This window comes from Kribbella sp. VKM Ac-2569, from assembly GCF_004216905.1.
Lineage (GTDB): Bacteria > Actinomycetota > Actinomycetes > Propionibacteriales > Kribbellaceae > Kribbella.
In genome coordinates this window covers 427710-442029 of sequence record NZ_SGXJ01000004.1, presented here as the reverse complement: position 1 = coordinate 442029, position 14320 = coordinate 427710, and the positions used below count along the sequence as shown (strand labels likewise).

The 14320-nt window shown below is 67.5% G+C and carries 15 protein-coding genes; 9 read left to right on the top strand and 6 right to left on the bottom strand.

What is annotated here, in order from left to right; all coding sequences use genetic code 11:
* Positions 1-46: 46 nt before the first annotated feature.
* Complete coding sequence (locus tag EV649_RS28635; protein WP_241998778.1) at positions 47-1123, top strand: LacI family DNA-binding transcriptional regulator; 1077 nt, start codon at positions 47-49, stop codon at positions 1121-1123.
* Here the strand turns inward: EV649_RS28635 and EV649_RS28630 are convergent.
* Complete coding sequence (locus EV649_RS28630) at positions 1103-1753, bottom strand: TetR/AcrR family transcriptional regulator (RefSeq protein ID WP_130386707.1); 651 nt, start codon at positions 1751-1753, stop codon at positions 1103-1105. The genes EV649_RS28635 and EV649_RS28630 overlap by 21 nt on opposite strands.
* A gap of 77 nt (positions 1754-1830) precedes the next feature.
* On the opposite strand from EV649_RS28630, the gene EV649_RS28625 reads away from it, so the two are divergent.
* From EV649_RS28625 to EV649_RS28610, 4 genes are all read left to right on the top strand, one after another.
* Positions 1831-2649, top strand: a complete 819-nt coding sequence (locus EV649_RS28625) for an alpha/beta hydrolase (RefSeq protein WP_130386706.1) — start codon at positions 1831-1833, stop codon at positions 2647-2649.
* Positions 2650-2678: 29 nt separating this feature from the next.
* The gene (locus EV649_RS28620) at positions 2679-3623 is read left to right on the top strand and encodes an aldo/keto reductase (RefSeq protein ID WP_130386705.1); all 945 of its coding nucleotides are present in this window, start codon (positions 2679-2681) and stop codon (positions 3621-3623) included.
* A gap of 116 nt (positions 3624-3739) precedes the next feature.
* The gene (locus tag EV649_RS28615; protein ID WP_198682746.1) at positions 3740-5191 is read left to right on the top strand and encodes a hypothetical protein; all 1452 of its coding nucleotides are present in this window, start codon (positions 3740-3742) and stop codon (positions 5189-5191) included.
* Positions 5192-5247: 56 nt separating this feature from the next.
* Positions 5248-5799: a DUF4240 domain-containing protein gene (locus EV649_RS28610; protein WP_130386704.1), complete on the top strand. Its 552-nt coding sequence runs from the start codon at positions 5248-5250 to the stop codon at positions 5797-5799.
* A 216-nt stretch (positions 5800-6015) separates the two neighbouring features.
* Here EV649_RS28610 and EV649_RS28605 read toward each other — a convergent pair whose 3' ends face one another.
* Both EV649_RS28605 and EV649_RS28600 read right to left on the bottom strand, forming a co-directional pair.
* The gene (locus EV649_RS28605; protein ID WP_130386703.1) at positions 6016-6930 is read right to left on the bottom strand and encodes a phosphotransferase; all 915 of its coding nucleotides are present in this window, start codon (positions 6928-6930) and stop codon (positions 6016-6018) included.
* A gap of 128 nt (positions 6931-7058) precedes the next feature.
* On the bottom strand, positions 7059-7589 hold the full coding sequence (locus EV649_RS28600) for a VOC family protein (protein WP_130386702.1): 531 nt from the start codon (positions 7587-7589) through the stop codon (positions 7059-7061).
* 405 nt (positions 7590-7994) lie between these two features.
* Here EV649_RS28600 and EV649_RS28595 point away from each other — a divergent pair, with 405 nt between their 5' ends.
* The gene (locus EV649_RS28595) at positions 7995-9086 is read left to right on the top strand and encodes a DUF222 domain-containing protein (RefSeq protein WP_130386701.1); all 1092 of its coding nucleotides are present in this window, start codon (positions 7995-7997) and stop codon (positions 9084-9086) included.
* Positions 9087-9849: 763 nt separating this feature from the next.
* On the opposite strand, the gene EV649_RS28585 is transcribed toward EV649_RS28595, so the two are convergent.
* From EV649_RS28585 to EV649_RS28575, 3 genes are read right to left on the bottom strand one after another with little or no spacing between them, the layout of a single operon-like run.
* Positions 9850-10515 carry a hypothetical protein gene (locus EV649_RS28585; protein ID WP_130386699.1) on the bottom strand — a complete coding sequence of 222 codons (666 nt, stop codon included), beginning with the start codon at positions 10513-10515 and terminating at the stop codon, positions 9850-9852.
* Between the two features lie 19 nt (positions 10516-10534).
* Positions 10535-11761: a DUF6596 domain-containing protein gene (locus EV649_RS28580; protein ID WP_130386698.1), complete on the bottom strand. Its 1227-nt coding sequence runs from the start codon at positions 11759-11761 to the stop codon at positions 10535-10537.
* Positions 11758-12111, bottom strand: a complete 354-nt coding sequence (locus EV649_RS28575) for a YciI family protein (protein WP_241998887.1) — start codon at positions 12109-12111, stop codon at positions 11758-11760. Before EV649_RS28575 ends, EV649_RS28580 begins: the two co-directional genes overlap by 4 nt.
* 180 nt (positions 12112-12291) lie before the next feature.
* On the opposite strand from EV649_RS28575, the gene EV649_RS28570 reads away from it, so the two are divergent.
* The 3 genes from EV649_RS28570 (at position 12292) to EV649_RS28565 (ending at position 14318) form a co-directional block, all read left to right on the top strand.
* Entirely contained in the window at positions 12292-13719 is a 1428-nt protein-coding gene (locus EV649_RS28570; protein ID WP_130386696.1) for an MFS transporter, read from the top strand.
* 10 nt (positions 13720-13729) lie between these two features.
* Positions 13730-13885: a DUF6131 family protein gene (locus EV649_RS41270; protein ID WP_198682745.1), complete on the top strand. Its 156-nt coding sequence runs from the start codon at positions 13730-13732 to the stop codon at positions 13883-13885.
* A 70-nt stretch (positions 13886-13955) separates the two neighbouring features.
* Positions 13956-14318, top strand: a complete 363-nt coding sequence (locus EV649_RS28565; protein WP_130386695.1) for a YciI family protein — start codon at positions 13956-13958, stop codon at positions 14316-14318.
* The last annotated feature ends 2 nt before the right edge of the window (positions 14319-14320 follow it).

The following is a 14320-nucleotide window of genomic DNA, read 5'->3' as shown; positions in this document are numbered from 1 at the left end:
GCCCGCTAAGACGTTTCAAGTGCTTCACGTGCGGAGGGAGGTTCTCGTGTCGGTGGATGACGCGGAAGCCCTGCCCGAGCGCACCCGGCGACGCCGCGCGCCGAAGCCGCACGCGGCCGGGGTGAAGGCGGTCGCCGCGGCCGCCGGCGTCTCGCTGGGGACCGTGTCCAACGTCCTGAACCGTCCCGAGGTGGTCAGCCCGCTGACCCGGGCGAAGGTCGAGGCCGCGATGGCCTCACTTGGCTTCGTCCGGAACGAGTCGGCGCGCCAACTGCGGGCCGGATCCAGCCGGATCCTGGCGTACGTGATGCTCGACGCCGGCAACCCGTTCTTCACCGATGTCGCGAAGGGCGTCGAGGAGGCGGCGCAGGCGGCCGGCCTCTCGGTGTTCCTCTGTACCAGTAGCGAGGACGCCGACCGCGAGGCGGCGTACCTCGATCTTCTCGAGCAGCAACGCGTCCAGGGCATCCTGATCACTCCGATCGATCAGAACTCGTCCCGCCTGCGCAAGCTGCCGTCGCGCGGTACGCCGGTGGTCGTCGTCGACCGCGCGCTCGACGACGCTTCGCACTGCTCGGTCGCGGTGAACGACGTCCTCGGCGGCGAGCTCGCGATCTCGCATCTGCTGGAGCTCGGCCACGAGCGGATCGCGTACGTCGGCGGGCCGAACACGATCGGGCAGGTCATCGACCGCCGCGACGGCGCCCGGCGCGCACTGCGGACCGCCGGGAAGCCGATGTCGAACCTGATCGAGTTGACCACCGGGGCCCTCACGGTCGCCGAAGGTAGGGGCGCTGGGCAACGACTTGCGGGACTGCCGGCGGATCGCCGGCCGACGGCCGCCTTTTGCGCGAACGACCTGCTGGCGTTGGGATTGCTGCAGCAGTGCGTGAGTCTCGGGCTGCGCGTTCCGGAGGATCTCGCGATCGTCGGGTACGACGACATCGAGTTCGCGGAGGCGGCCGCCGTACCGCTGACCTCGGTGCGTCAGCCGCGGCAGCTGCTCGGCCGGACGGCCGCCGAGTTGTTGCTGGACGAGTCGTCGAACCCGGACCACGAGCACCAGCGCGTGACGTTCACGCCCGAGCTGGTGGTTCGCACGTCAACGCGTGGAACCCTCTAGTCCGTAGGCCGCGAGGAACACTTCGGCCGCTTGGTCGGCGAGCTTCTCGAGCTCACCGGGCTTCGGGCGCTGCCGGGTGCCCGCGAACATGGCGCGGTTCATCGGCTTGTACATCACCAGCCCGGCGAACTGGTACGCCGCCAGCGTCGGGTCGTCGAGCCGCTTCAACAGACCGCGGTCGCTCAGGCGGCTCAGCGCCTGCCCGAGCGCGTCGAGGGACTTCTCGAAGCCAGTGTTGAACCAGGCGCCGCATACCTCGGGGAAGCGATCCGCCTCGGCGATCACGAGCCGGCGGAGCTGCAGGACGCTGTCGGCGGTGAGGCTCTGGAGCAGGCGATGCGCCAACGCACGCAGGGCTTCGCGCGCGTCGGCGGCCCCTTCGAGCGTATCGACGTACGCCTGCTGGAGGCCGTCCAGCAGCTGGTCGCTGGTGCCGAGGACGATCTCGGCGAACAGGCGCTCCTTGTTCTCGAACTGCTTGTAGACGGTCTGCTTGGAGACGCCGGCCTTGGCCGCGACCTCGTCCATGCTCGCGCCGAGGTACCCGTGGCTGAGGAAGACCTCTGTCGCCGCGGCGAGGATCGCGCGGCGTTTGCGGGGCGTCCGTCCCTCGATCTCTGCCTGCTCCATGCCGAAAATCATACTAGACAGTCCAGTTCTCTGGCGAGTACTGTACGGTCTAGTTCCCAACCAGTGAGGAGAAGACCATGAGCACCGTGACTTCGGCCGACGGCACCACGATCGACTTCGAGGCGTACGGCGAAGGCAGACCGCTGATCCTGATCGACGGAGCGACCGCGCACCGGGCCGTGAACCCGGTCAACGCCGAGGTCGGGAAGCTGCTGACCGATCGCTACCGGACGTACGCGTACGACCGGCGTGGCCGCGGCGCGAGCACCGACACCGCGCCGTACGCGATCCAGCGCGAGATCGAGGACATCGCCGCTCTCATCGAGACGGCGTCTGTGGAGGGCGGCGGCCAGCCGGCCATCCTGTTCGGCTGGTCGTCGGGCGGTCTGCTGGCGCTGGACGCCGCGGCTGCGGGGCTGCCGATCGCCGGACTGGTGTTGTTCGAGCCGCCGGTCGTGGTCGACGACGTACGGCCGCCGCTGCCGACCGACTACGTGGAGCAGCTCGACGCGTTCGTCGCGGAGGGGCGCCGCGACAAGGCCGCCGAGCTCTTCATGACCGCGGCCGCGATGCTGCCCGCGGAGGCGATCCCGGGCATGAAGCAGTCGCCGTACTGGGCGCCGGTCGAGGAGATCGCGCACACGATCTCGTACGACGGCCGCATCATGGGGACCACCATGTCCGGCGACCCGCTGCCTTCCGACCGCTGGGCCGACGTGAAGGCACCCGTCCTGGTTCTGTACGGCGACAAGACCTGGCCCGCGCTCTCCGCCGGCGCCCAGGCCGTAGCCGCACACCTGCCGACCGCGACGCTGAAGGCGATCCCCGGTGAGAACCACGGAACCGAGCCGGCGACGCTGGCTCCGGTACTGCGGGAGTTCGCGGACTTGACCTAGTCCGCGCTCCAGCTAGTTCGATCTCGTGCATGTTGAATCTTGCGCTGGGCGCGATGGAGTACGGGACGCGGATCGACGAAGAGACCTCGTTCCGGTTACTGGATGCATATATTGACGCCGGCGGTGAGTGGATCGACACCGCGAACTGCTACGCGTTCTGGCAGGACCCGAGCGGACACGGTGGACAGAGCGAGGAGCTGCTCGGGAGGTGGTTCGCGCAGCGGCCCGGCGTACGGGACCGGGTCAAGCTGGCGACCAAGGTCGGGTGCGAACCGCTCTGGCCCGGCAGCTGGCCCGAGCACTCTGAAGGCCTGGGCGCCAAGGCGATCGACGCTGCGCTCGAGACCTCGCTCCGCCGCCTCGGTGTCGATCACATCGACTTGTACTGGGCACACCGCGACGACAGGTCCACACCACTCGAGGAGACCGTCGCCGCGTTCGGCAAGCACGCTGCGGCCGGCACCATCGGGCGCCTCGGCCTGTCGAACTACGCGCTCTGGCGGGTGGAGCGGATGCGCGGTCTGGCGGGTGAGCTGGGCGTAATGGCTCCGAGTGCGCTGCAGCTGCGCTACTCGTACCTGCAGCCCCGGCCGTTCGTCCGCGACCACATCCACGACCACCGCTTCGGCTGGATCACCGACGAGGTCCTCGACTACGCACAGAACAACCCGGAGCAGCAGCTGTTCGCCTACAGCCCGCTGATGTCCGGTGCCTACGAGAACCGCGCCGACCGCCCCATCGACCCAGCGTTCGACCACCCCGGCACCACCCGCCGCCTGGAGGTCCTCACCGACCTCGCCACCAGCCTCAACACCACCCGCTCCGCAGTAGTGCTCGCCTGGCTCACCGGAGGCACCCCCGCCATCACCCCCATCGTCGGCATCAGCACCCCCGCCTACCTCACCACCGCCCTATCCGGCGCCCACCTCTCCCTAACCCCCGACCAACACCAACAACTCGACGAGGTCTGGTAAAGACGCCATCCCTTCACGTTGCGTAACGAGAGGCGTAGGGTGCCGTGCTCAACGGGGTGAACACGGTGACGCGACCTGTGGGGGGTCTGCCGTGGCGAGTTCGTGGGGGATGGCAAATGGCAGAGGAAAGCTGGAATCAGGCACGTCTGATACCGACGTCGGGAATCAACGGCGCCGACGAACAGGAGCGCCGGGCAACCTCCGCTCTGCTCGCCGTGATGTCGTCGGTACGCGAGTTCGGCCGGGTTCTGACGCAGTCGTTGGGGGCACCAGCAGCGCAACTGGAGACGTACATCGAGGTGCCGTTCTACCTGGGCGAGCGGCGCCTGTATCCGGACGGACTTCTGCGTTCGCGGCGCGGCCAGAAAGAATGGACGGCGCTCGTCGAGGTGAAGACCGGCGTCAACGCACTGGACGCGGAACAACTCGAGGCCTACCTCGACATCGCCCGTGAGCAGGGATTCGATGCTGTCATCACGATCTCGAACGAGATTCCGGCCATCGCCGGGGTGCACCCGACCAAGGTCGACAAGCGGAAGCTCAAGCGGGTCGCCTTGCATCACTGGTCCTGGTCGATGGTCCTCGCGCAGGCCGTGCTGCAGAAGGAACATCGGGGCGTCGCCGACCCTGACCAGGCGTGGATCCTCGGCGAGCTGGTCCGCTACCTCGAGCATCCGCGGTCAGGAGCTCTCCAATTCGAAGACATGGGTCCTTCGTGGGTGACGACCCGGGAAGCCGTTGCCTCCGGCACACTCCGCCCCGGAGACAAATGCGCACCCGAGGTCGCTGCTCGGTTCGATGCACTCCTCACGTACGTAAGCCTTCAACTCGGGCGGAAGCTCGGTGACGATGTCACGCCGGCACTGTCCCGAAAGGAACTGGCCGATCCCACACTGCGCTCGCAGTCACTGGTGCACTCGATGAGCACGCACGGGACCCTTCAGGGAGCGATCAACATCCCGAACACGGTGGGACCGCTGGTCGTCACGACGGACCTCCGTGCAGGGGTTGTCACCTGTCACGTCGACATCGCCGCACCGCGGGACGGCCGGGCTACTACGCGGGTCAACTGGCTTCTGCGCCAACTCAGGCACGCACCGGACTCGACGAGGGTCGAAGCCTTCGTGATGCATGGCCGAGGGGCCGGTACGGCGGAGTTGCTGCGTGCTGTCCGTGATCAGCCGGCGTTGCTCATCGAGGACCCGAAGAAGGACCTGCGCTCGTTCCGGATCGCACTCGGATCTCCGATCGGAAGCAAGCGTGGGCGGGGCCGCGGGTCGTTCATCGACTCGGTGGAGAACGCGATCAACTCCTTCTACGGCGACATAGTGCAGGACCTACGGGCCTGGACGGCGGCGCCGCCGCGACTGCGCGAGGTACCGGAGACAGCGGACGAACGACCGTCGCTGACGTCCACCGCGTTGTCCTCACAGGACGGAGCCGAGCCCGAGGACGGTCACGTGCTCCGCCCGGACACTCCTGACGATCCGTTGGACACGGACAGTGCTGGGCAGCCGTCTCCGAGCCTGGCAGGTAGCCGGCCTGGAACGCCTGAGCCATCTATCTGAAGATCATCCTCAATCAACGCTCCCGCTGGACCCGGGGTCGGTGAGATGGTTTGGGGGTGGACAGGGATTCGTTCTGGGGTCTGGTCGAGGATGCGCGAGCCTCGGTGGATGACACCGTGGCTGATCCGGACGGCGTTGCGGACGCGCTGACCAAGGTGCTGGGTACGGCGGAGGCCGAGGAGATCGTCGGGTTCGGGACCGAGCTCGCGCGGTTGCAGGTCGAGTCGTACCGCTGGGATCTGTGGGCGGCGGCGTACCTGATCAACTCCGGCGCCTCGGAGGACGGGTTCGACTCGTTCCGGGGCTGGCTGCTCGCACAGGGGCGGGAGGTGTGGGACGCAGCGCTGGTTGATCCGGACTCGCTCGCGGATGTGGTGGACGAGGACCGGCCGGAGGGGTTCGAGGGCTTCGACGGCGAAGGGATGCTGCACGTCGGCAGTCACGCCTACAAGAACCTGACCGGCGACGAACCGGCGTACTGGAAGGCAGTCGACCGCGACGCCCCGGACACCCCGGACCTCCCGGCCGGCAAGGAGATCGACTTCGACGACGAAGACGCTCTCCAAACCCGCCTCCCGCGACTCGCAGCCCTGTACCTCGACGCCTGACGCCGCGCATCGGCCCCCACCCACCTCAGGGTGGCGTCTGTCATGTCCAGGGCTCTTGTTAGCAACCGCGTTAGTGAGCGCGCTCAGCCGCGATGGTCAGCTTGGAAGTCAGGGGAGCGTAAGCCGACCCGCTGGTCGCGCCGCACCTGCCGTGTGCCTGTGGTCGACCTTGCCGGTGAGTGACCTTGTTGACCGGCGTGTGATCAGCGGCCATTGTCAGCGGATCTCGTTCCAGCGGGCTCCGGTCCAAGGTGGCAAGTCGAGCGAGCGGGATGCCCAGCTGAGGCAGATCACGGCGATACGTTGAAAGACCACGCGGAGCCACTGCGGAGCCTGCGTCTCGTGAGCGGCCCGGCGAGCGCACTGACCGGCGATGTGGGCCGCCCAAGGCCCTCCTTCAGGTAGTACGTCGAACGGATCCGGGCCGCCTTCGAGTGGCAACGTAGCGAGTGCCGAAGCGAGGTCCTGCTGCGGATTCCCACGAATGGCCTGGGCCCAGTCCACCAGCACCACGCGTCGACCGACGAAACACAGATTGTCGCTCCGGACGTCGTTGTGCACCAGCGCATCACCCCCGACTGGGACGTTGCCCTCCGCTTCCACCAGTCCATCGAGCGCAGCGCTGAACCAGGCCTCGCTGCACAGGCCGAGCGCCAGGAAGTCATCCGCCTCGCGCTCGATCAACGGCCACTGCGGCCGGAATCCGTCCCGGGCTGACGGAAGGGATGCCGGCGGGGGCAGCTCACCGACCCGCCGCAGTGCCGCGAACAGGAGATCGAACTGACCGGGCTTCCACGTCACCGGGTCATGGTCGGCCGGCCAATGCGCAGCACGCAGGTCCTCCATCACGAGGACCGGGCGATCTCCGTCCTCGAGCCAGGCCAGCTCCCGAGCGACCAGGTCGCTATCGATACTGGAGACGATCTCATGCTCTGTACGGAGCCCTTTCGCTCCCTGGTCATCGACCGCAGCCTTAACGAAGGCGCTCGAGCCGTCAGCAAAGCCAACCACGAAGGACGCGGCCGACAGCCCGGTGTGCGGTCGATGCCAGTCAATCGGCTCTTTGCCTAGTGCCGACGCAATCAGCGTGTGCAACTCCTGCGTCGGATGCCCGTCCTTTGTCACAGCCATACTGTGCTTCTCCTAGCCGGTTGGATCTTGACTGCTCCGAGTGCGAGGGCCGGTCGCATTCAACGAACGGGATCGCCGGGTCGCGGCGATGCCGGTGTCAGGCAACCGACTCGGCTTGCGGCTTTCGTTCAGCCGACGAAGGCGACTGTGTTGCCGTCTAGCTGGCGCACGGTGAGGTCCGTGCCGCCCCAGGCATGCTTGGTGAGCTTCTGGGCTAGCTCCACGCCTGCCGCGAGATACTCCGCGTACAACTCTTTGACGTTTCGAGCTTCGATGAAGGCCATGATGAGCCCTTCCTCGCGCGCGGTGTCTGCAGCGAGCACCGGCTCATGCACGAACCGCAAGTGCAAGGCAGCGCAGGCACGCGACACCGAGCCATAGAACGGCGGATGCCCGTGCAGAAAGTCGACACGGAGCCCGAGGCGATCGCGGTAGAACTCGGCGGCCGCCCTCAGCGCGGCCCAACTGCCGTAGCCCGCCTCGAGCGCAATGATCTCCTGCGCCTCCGTAAGCTTGAAGTTCAGCGCGAGCGATTCGTGATCCGTCACATCGTGGTATCGCGGCAGCTGGCGGATGCGGCCACCGACCGAGTAGTTGCGGTCGCGGTGCCAGCGCAGGAGTTGCTTGGCCTGCTTCTTGTACGTTTCGAGTATGGGCATGGCGTCCCTCCCAGCGTTGAGCTGGAATAGGTGGGCCTTGCCCTTTCGGCGTCTTGCGCCGTTGCGCCCCGACTAGAGACTAAGCTCGCGCTTTCGCATGAATTTAGCACGGACGATCGCCTTGCAGCGCCCCCACCGCACGCTACCCCCGACCACCCCTCGGAGCGGCATGAAGAGGCCCTAAAGGATGAGCTTGGCCGCCCGATGCACCCAGGGGCACGACCTACATCGGCAACGGCGGACCCGGTGGACCGCGCCCAAACCAGGCCGAAACGTCACCGAAGTCCTGACACATCCATAGTCACCGATGTCCTGATGCAGAATCGTCACCGATGTCCTGAGACATCACACCTCAGGGTGGCGTCGCGGTTTGTCTCAATCGAACAGATGTTCTAATATAGATCCATGACGGCGATGGGGACGGCACAGCCTCCCGGCGAGCGAACACTCGCCGGAATCGAGGCTGCCTGGGCACTGATGCCGCCGGATGACCTGCCCGACCACGCGGACCCACGCCCTCCGCGCTACCTGGGCGAGGAAGACTGGTACGACGACCTGCCGCCGATGTCGCGCGTAGACGGGCTCGAATGGGAGCTGTGGGCTGGGGTGGAGCAGGACGAGGCCGAGCGGGAGATGCTGCGCCGGAAGGCACCGGCGTGGGTGTTCCTGCCGCCGGGTGCCGAGTTGGCGGCGGCGTTGGAGGAGCTGCGGCCACAGTGCGAGTCGCCGATCGCGCTGATCGAGGCGATGAAGGCCGCAGCGCGGATGGAGGCCTGGGCGGCGGCCATCAAAACCTCCGCGATGGCCTCGTTCCACCGCCAACGCAAGGCCCAAGCCACCGAGATCCCCCGCCCCACCCAGATCGACTCCTCCGGGCGGCCTGTCGATCCGGAACGATCCTGGGCCGCCGAAGTCGGCGCCGCACTGCGACTGTCCACTGACACCGCGGCCCGGCACATCGACACGGCACTCCACCTGACCGGGACGCTGCCGGCCACCCACACCGCGCTGCGTTGCGGCGCCCTGAGCTTCGCCAAGGCACTCGCCATCTCTGAGGCCACCCGCACCCTCCCCGACACCGCCGCGCGAGCCGTCGAAGCACACGTGCTGCGCCGCGCCCCAGGCCAAACCCACGCCAACCTCAACGCATCACTGCGCCGCCAGGTCGCCAAACACACCACCCACGACACCACGGAACGGCACCGCGCCGCCGTCACCGAACGCACCTGCAAGATCGTCCCGCTGGCCGATGGCATGGCCGGGCTGTGGGTCGTGCACACCGCCGACAAGATCCAGCAGATGTGGGTCGTCATCCAAGCCATGGCCGACCTCGCCAAACGCGGCACCCCCTCCCCAGCGACGCCCCTCAGGGCACTGCCGACGGCTACGACAGCGACCACACCAGGGCCGGAGCGCCCGCAGCCGCAGACACCGGAACGGCCGCGCACACCACCAGCGAAGCCACGACCACCGAAGCCACTACCGCGGCCGGTGTGACGTCGGGTGGGCGGATCAGGGACGAGCGGACCGCTGAGCAGCGGCGAGCCGACGTCGTGGCTGACGTGTTCGAGCACATGCTGCACAACGGCCTCGACTGGCTCGGCCGCCGGTTACCTGACCATCACCGACGACGGCCCCACATCGAGGTTCTGATTCCGATAACCACCCTCCTCGGGGTGGACGATGACCCCTGCGACCTGAGCGGGTACGGACCTGTTCCGGCGGAAATGGCCCGCCGGATCGCGGGTGACGGCACCTGGCGACGACTCCTCACCGACCCCGTCAATGGCAGCGTGCTCGAGGCTTCTACTCACCGCCATGATCCTGGCGCGTTGGTCACCGAGACGCTGTTGGCGCGTCATCCGGTCTGCGCCTGGCCTGGCTGCAATCGCGCCTCACGCGAATGCGACCGGGACCACGCCACACCTTTCAGGCAATCCGGCCGGACAAGCTTGACCGGGCTGGTGCCCTACTGCGAGTACCACCACGTTGTGAAGGACACCCCGGCCTGGGGCTGGAAGAGCACCGCAAACCCCGACGGCTCGGTGACTCTCACCGCCCCCACCGGTCACCGGTACACCACCGTTCCGCCAGCCCGCGGTCCCATCACCCCACACGCCAGCACGCCCAACTCTGTGAGCCGGTCCCCAGGCGACCCACCACCCTTCTGATCCACACCCGGTTCCTCACCCTTCAAGCGGCCATTCCTTGAAGGTGAGGTCGGCATGGCATCAACCGGGCTGCGCGGCGTGCTGCTCGGTCAGGCGGGCTCGCCACTCAGCCTTTCGATGGCGTTGCGTAGCCGGCGGCGCCACCCGGAGCGGCCGGCCTCTTCGTCTGCGGCGGCGAGGCTGACCAGGTGCTGCGCCGTCTCGAAGCTCTCGTCGGTCTGCGAGTCCACCTCGGTCAGCGCCGACTGCGGCTCGTCGTATTCGTACTCGAGCGATCGACTCGTCCACCCGAAGCCGTCAGGCACGAGCAGTTCGGGTACGAGCGTCTCGTGGCTGAGCGACGTCAGTTCGTTGTCACCGTTTCCGATGCTGAAGATCGTCGTACCGCGTCGCCGTACGTCGCTGATCCGTTCCAGCAGCCTGTCGGCGGGTGCGTCCTCAGCAACGACCAGCAACGACTCACCACGACCTGCGTCGCGCAAGCGATCGAGGCCGATCGACAGGTGCGGGGGTGCGCCCGGCGGCGGCGCCCAGCGGACCAGCGACGGCCGCAGGTCCTCGACGCCCGCCCGGTGCAGCTCGTCGTCCAGGTGTGCGGTCAGGTGCCAGGGCTCGTCGTCGACCGGTCCGAACAGCATGAGCCCGCTGCGCCTGGTGGTGAAGCGTCGCAGCGCATAACCGAACTGCGTGGTCCTGCTACCCAGTTCGGTGCCGCTCAGCATCTCCCGGAGGAGTGAGGCCCTGGTGAGATCCACACATCCAACCTACGCGACCTCAGGTCAGCCGGTCCGCCTTCGACTGCAGGTAGGTCCGCTCCGGCATGCTCGTCGTACGGCGGGCTGCCAGTAGGTAGCTCTCCCGCGCAGCGGCCGCGTCACCGGACATCTCGAGCAGATGCGCACGGACAGCCTCGAGCCGGTGGTTCATGCGGTCGTCCGACTCGAGTGGCTCGAGTATGGCGAGCCCCTCCTTCGGGCCGACCGCCATCCCCACCGCCACCGCGTGGTTGAGCTTCACCATCGGGTTGTCGACCAGTTGCTCGAGTACGTCGTACAGCGCGACGATCTGCCGCCAGTCCGTGTCGTCAGCACGCTCTGCCGTGTCATGTACCGCAGCGATCGCCGCCTGTACCTGGTACGGCCCCAACTGCGTCCGCGACAGCGCATCGCTCACCATCGCCTCCCCCTCGACGATGGCGGCCCGGTTCCACTTGGAGCGGTCCTGCTCGGCCAGCGGGATCAGCGTCCCGTCCGCACCGGTCCGTGCCGCCCGCCGCGCGTCGGTCAGCAGCATCAGCGCCAGCAGACCCGCCACTTCACCGTCGTCCGGCAACAGCTTCCGCACACCGCGCACCAGTCGGATCGCCTCGGTCGTCAGCTCGGCACTGTGCAGCGACGTACCGGACGACGCCGTGTAGCCCTCGTTGAAGATCAGGTAGAGCACATGCAGTACGGCGCCCATCCGCTCGTCCCGCTCCGCCTCCGGCGGCATCTCGAACGAACTCCCCGCCTGCTTGATGCTCCGCTTCGCCCGGCTGATCCGCTGCGCCATGGTTGCCTCCGGCACCAGGAACGCGGCCGCGATCTGCGCGGTGGTGAGACCACCGACCGCACGCAGCGTCAGTGCGATCTGCGACGCCGCCGACAACGCCGGATGGCAGCAGAGGAACAGCAGCGTCAGTGTGTCGTCTCTGCCACCCGGGTCGTCGATCTCCGGGCTTGACGAGACGAACTCCTCCGGAGTGGCAAGCTGTGCCGCGTTCTCCTCACGCCTCCGCCTGGCGGACTCACTCCGAAGCAGATCGGTGAGCCGCCGCGACCCGACGCGGATCAGCCAGCCACGCGGGTTGTCCGGCACGCCCTCCGTCGGCCACTGCTGCGCGGCCGCGAGCAGAGCCTCCTGGACCGCTTCCTCGGCCAGGTCGAAGTGACCGTAGTGGCGGACCAGCGCGCTGAGCACCTGCGGCGTCTGTTCCCGCAGCAGCAGTTCGAAGCTAGTCACATCTCCAGCCCAGACATGTCCATGACCGGTCGCACCTCCACGGCGACGTACTCCGCGTCAGGCATGCGGGCCGCGTACCCGATCGCCTGGTCGATGTCGTCGCACTCCACCAGGTAGAACCCGGCCAGGTGCTCCTTCGCCTCGGCGTACGGCCCGTCCGTCGTGGTCGTGGTGTCGTCACGCACCTGAACGGTCCGTGTGGTGATCGGGTCGGCCAGACCGGCCGAACTGACCAGCAGGCCCTGCTCGGTCAGCTCCCGTGACAGGGCCTCGTGCGCCTCTGACAGGCCATCGCGTTGCTCGGCCGACAGGCCCGCCCAGCTCTCGGCGTTGCTGTAGATCAGCAGCATGTACTTCACAGTCACCATCCTGTACCGAGTGGAGGCCGCTGTGACCCCCAGTTAACAGGTACGTCGAAGCAAGTACGCCGTACTTCGACAGATCCGGAATGTCGAAATGCACCCGGTCGGCGCCGACGTCTCTGCCGAGTGACGCTCAGCCGGGGCGTCCCGCCGTACTGGAGATGCCTGATGGTTTCGCATTCGAAGCGTTGGTTCGCGCTGGCGTTGCTCTGTCTGACCGGATTCATGATCATCCTGGACGCGTCGATCGTGCTGGTCGCCGTACCGTCGATCGAGCGGGAGCTGACGTTCTCGACCGGTGGCGCGCAGTGGGTGCCCAGCGGGTACGGGTTGATGTTCGGCGGCCTCCTGCTGCTCGGCGGCCGGATCTCCGACCTGCTGGGTCGCCGGCGCGTCTTCATCACCGGACTGTTGCTGTTCGCAGGGTCCTCGCTTCTCTGTGGGCTCGCGTGGAGTGGTGACGCTCTGGTCCTCGCACGCGGGCTGCAGGGCGCGGCAGCCGCCGTACTGGCTCCCAGTGCCTTGTCGATCGTCATGACCACGTTCCCGTCCGGGCCGGAACGCAACAAGGCGCTGGGGATCTGGGGCGCGACCAGTGGGGTCGGCGGTACGGCGGGTTCGCTCGTCGGCGGACCTGTCACGGACGGACTCGGCTGGCAGTGGATCTTCTTCATCAACGTGCCGGTCTGCGTGCTGGTCGTCGTACTGGCGCCCGTACTGTTGCTGGACAGCCGCGGACCGGGACGCCGCGGGTTCGACGTGGCCGGTGCCATCACCGTCACCGCTGCACTCATCGTCCTGGTGTACGCCGTCATCGAGGCACCTGAGTCGTCGGCGACGCGGACCGTCCTCCTGGTGCTCGTCTCCGCCGCTCTGTTCGCACTGTTCGTCGCAGTGGAGAGGCGCTCGGCTGCACCGCTCGTACCGCTCCGGATCTTTCACTCACGCGCACTGGTCGGCGGCAACCTCATCACGATCAGCTGGGGCTTGGCGGCGTTCGGACTCAACTTCGTCTACACGCAGTACGCACAGCTCGCACTGGGTGCGTCAGCGATCCGCTACGGCTTCATGTCCGCCGTACTCGCAGCAGCCGCGGTGGTGGCGTCCATGGTCGGTCAGCACCTCGTCACTCGGGTCGGACCACGACGGGTCGCGTTCTTGTCGCTGGTGGTCGCAGGACTGGGGACGACGCTGATGACTCAGCTCACCGCGACCTCTGGGTACTTCGAGCTGGCCTTCTGGGGACTGACGATCTTCGGTGCCGGACTGGGCGCAGGCACGGTCGCCGGATCGATCGCCTCGCTGAGCGACGTCGCGGGCGAAGACGCCGGTGTCGCATCCGGACTCCAGAACGCCAGCTTCCAGATCGGCGGCGCCGTCGGCGTCGCGGCAGTCTCCGCCGTCGCCACGGCCAGTACGTCGGGAGTCACGCCGGTCGCCCTGACCCACGGCTACCGGATCGCGTTCGCGACGGTGTGGATCTTCCTCGCGATCGGCCTGGCCGGCTGCCTCCTTCTCAAACGACTGTTGGAGGTTCGGCCTCCCGAAGGTGGGCACCGGACGTCCGTAGCCGCCACCGTCAGGCGGCCCCGTTGAAGGAGGTTCCATGCTGATCCTCGGACTGATTCTGCTGATCCTCGGGTTCGTGCTGAACATCTCGATCCTGTGGACCATCGGCATCGTGCTGCTCCTCGTCGGAGCGGTTCTGTGGATTCTGGGCTCCACCGGCCGCGCGGTCGGCGGACGAGCACACTGGTACTGATCGCCGAGAGCACGAGAACCCCGCGGCTCGTCCGCGGGGTTCTGTCGGCGCGGGTGACTACCGTGTGGCCATGAAGTACGTCGTGATGATCTTTCGGAGTGTCGACCGGGTGGGGACCGCGGACGACGACGAGGCCCTGAGCCGGTTGATGCGGCTCGAACGGGAGCTCGCCGCCTCCGGTGAACTGGTCAGCTCGGAGGGCCTGCGACCGCCGGAGGACGGCCGGATCGTGCAGATCCGGGAAGGTCAGCAGGTCGTCACCGACGGTCCGTTCGGTGAGGCCAAGGAGCAACTGGCCGGGTTCTTCCTGATCGACGCACCCGACGACAAGCGCGCGCAGGAGATCGCCGGCCGGGTCTCGGCCGCAGTCGGCGACCGGGTCGAGCTCCGCGGCACCCTCATCTCAGCGGGGATGCCAGACGAACTTCGGTGACC

Coding starts and splice junctions, on each gene's coding strand:
- EV649_RS28630 (WP_130386707.1), bottom strand. CDS start 1,753: ATGGAGCAGGCAGAGATCGAGGGACGGACGCCCCGCAAACGCCGCGCG.
- EV649_RS28625 (WP_130386706.1), top strand. CDS start 1,831: ATGAGCACCGTGACTTCGGCCGACGGCACCACGATCGACTTCGAGGCG.
- EV649_RS28620 (WP_130386705.1), top strand. CDS start 2,679: ATGTTGAATCTTGCGCTGGGCGCGATGGAGTACGGGACGCGGATCGAC.
- EV649_RS28615 (WP_198682746.1), top strand. CDS start 3,740: ATGGCAGAGGAAAGCTGGAATCAGGCACGTCTGATACCGACGTCGGGA.
- EV649_RS28605 (WP_130386703.1), bottom strand. CDS start 6,930: ATGGCTGTGACAAAGGACGGGCATCCGACGCAGGAGTTGCACACGCTG.
- EV649_RS28600 (WP_130386702.1), bottom strand. CDS start 7,589: ATGCCCATACTCGAAACGTACAAGAAGCAGGCCAAGCAACTCCTGCGC.
- EV649_RS28595 (WP_130386701.1), top strand. CDS start 7,995: ATGACGGCGATGGGGACGGCACAGCCTCCCGGCGAGCGAACACTCGCC.
- EV649_RS28575 (WP_241998887.1), bottom strand. CDS start 12,111: ATGCTGCTGATCTACAGCAACGCCGAGAGCTGGGCGGGCCTGTCGGCC.
- EV649_RS28570 (WP_130386696.1), top strand. CDS start 12,292: ATGGTTTCGCATTCGAAGCGTTGGTTCGCGCTGGCGTTGCTCTGTCTG.
- EV649_RS41270 (WP_198682745.1), top strand. CDS start 13,730: ATGCTGATCCTCGGACTGATTCTGCTGATCCTCGGGTTCGTGCTGAAC.
- EV649_RS28565 (WP_130386695.1), top strand. CDS start 13,956: ATGAAGTACGTCGTGATGATCTTTCGGAGTGTCGACCGGGTGGGGACC.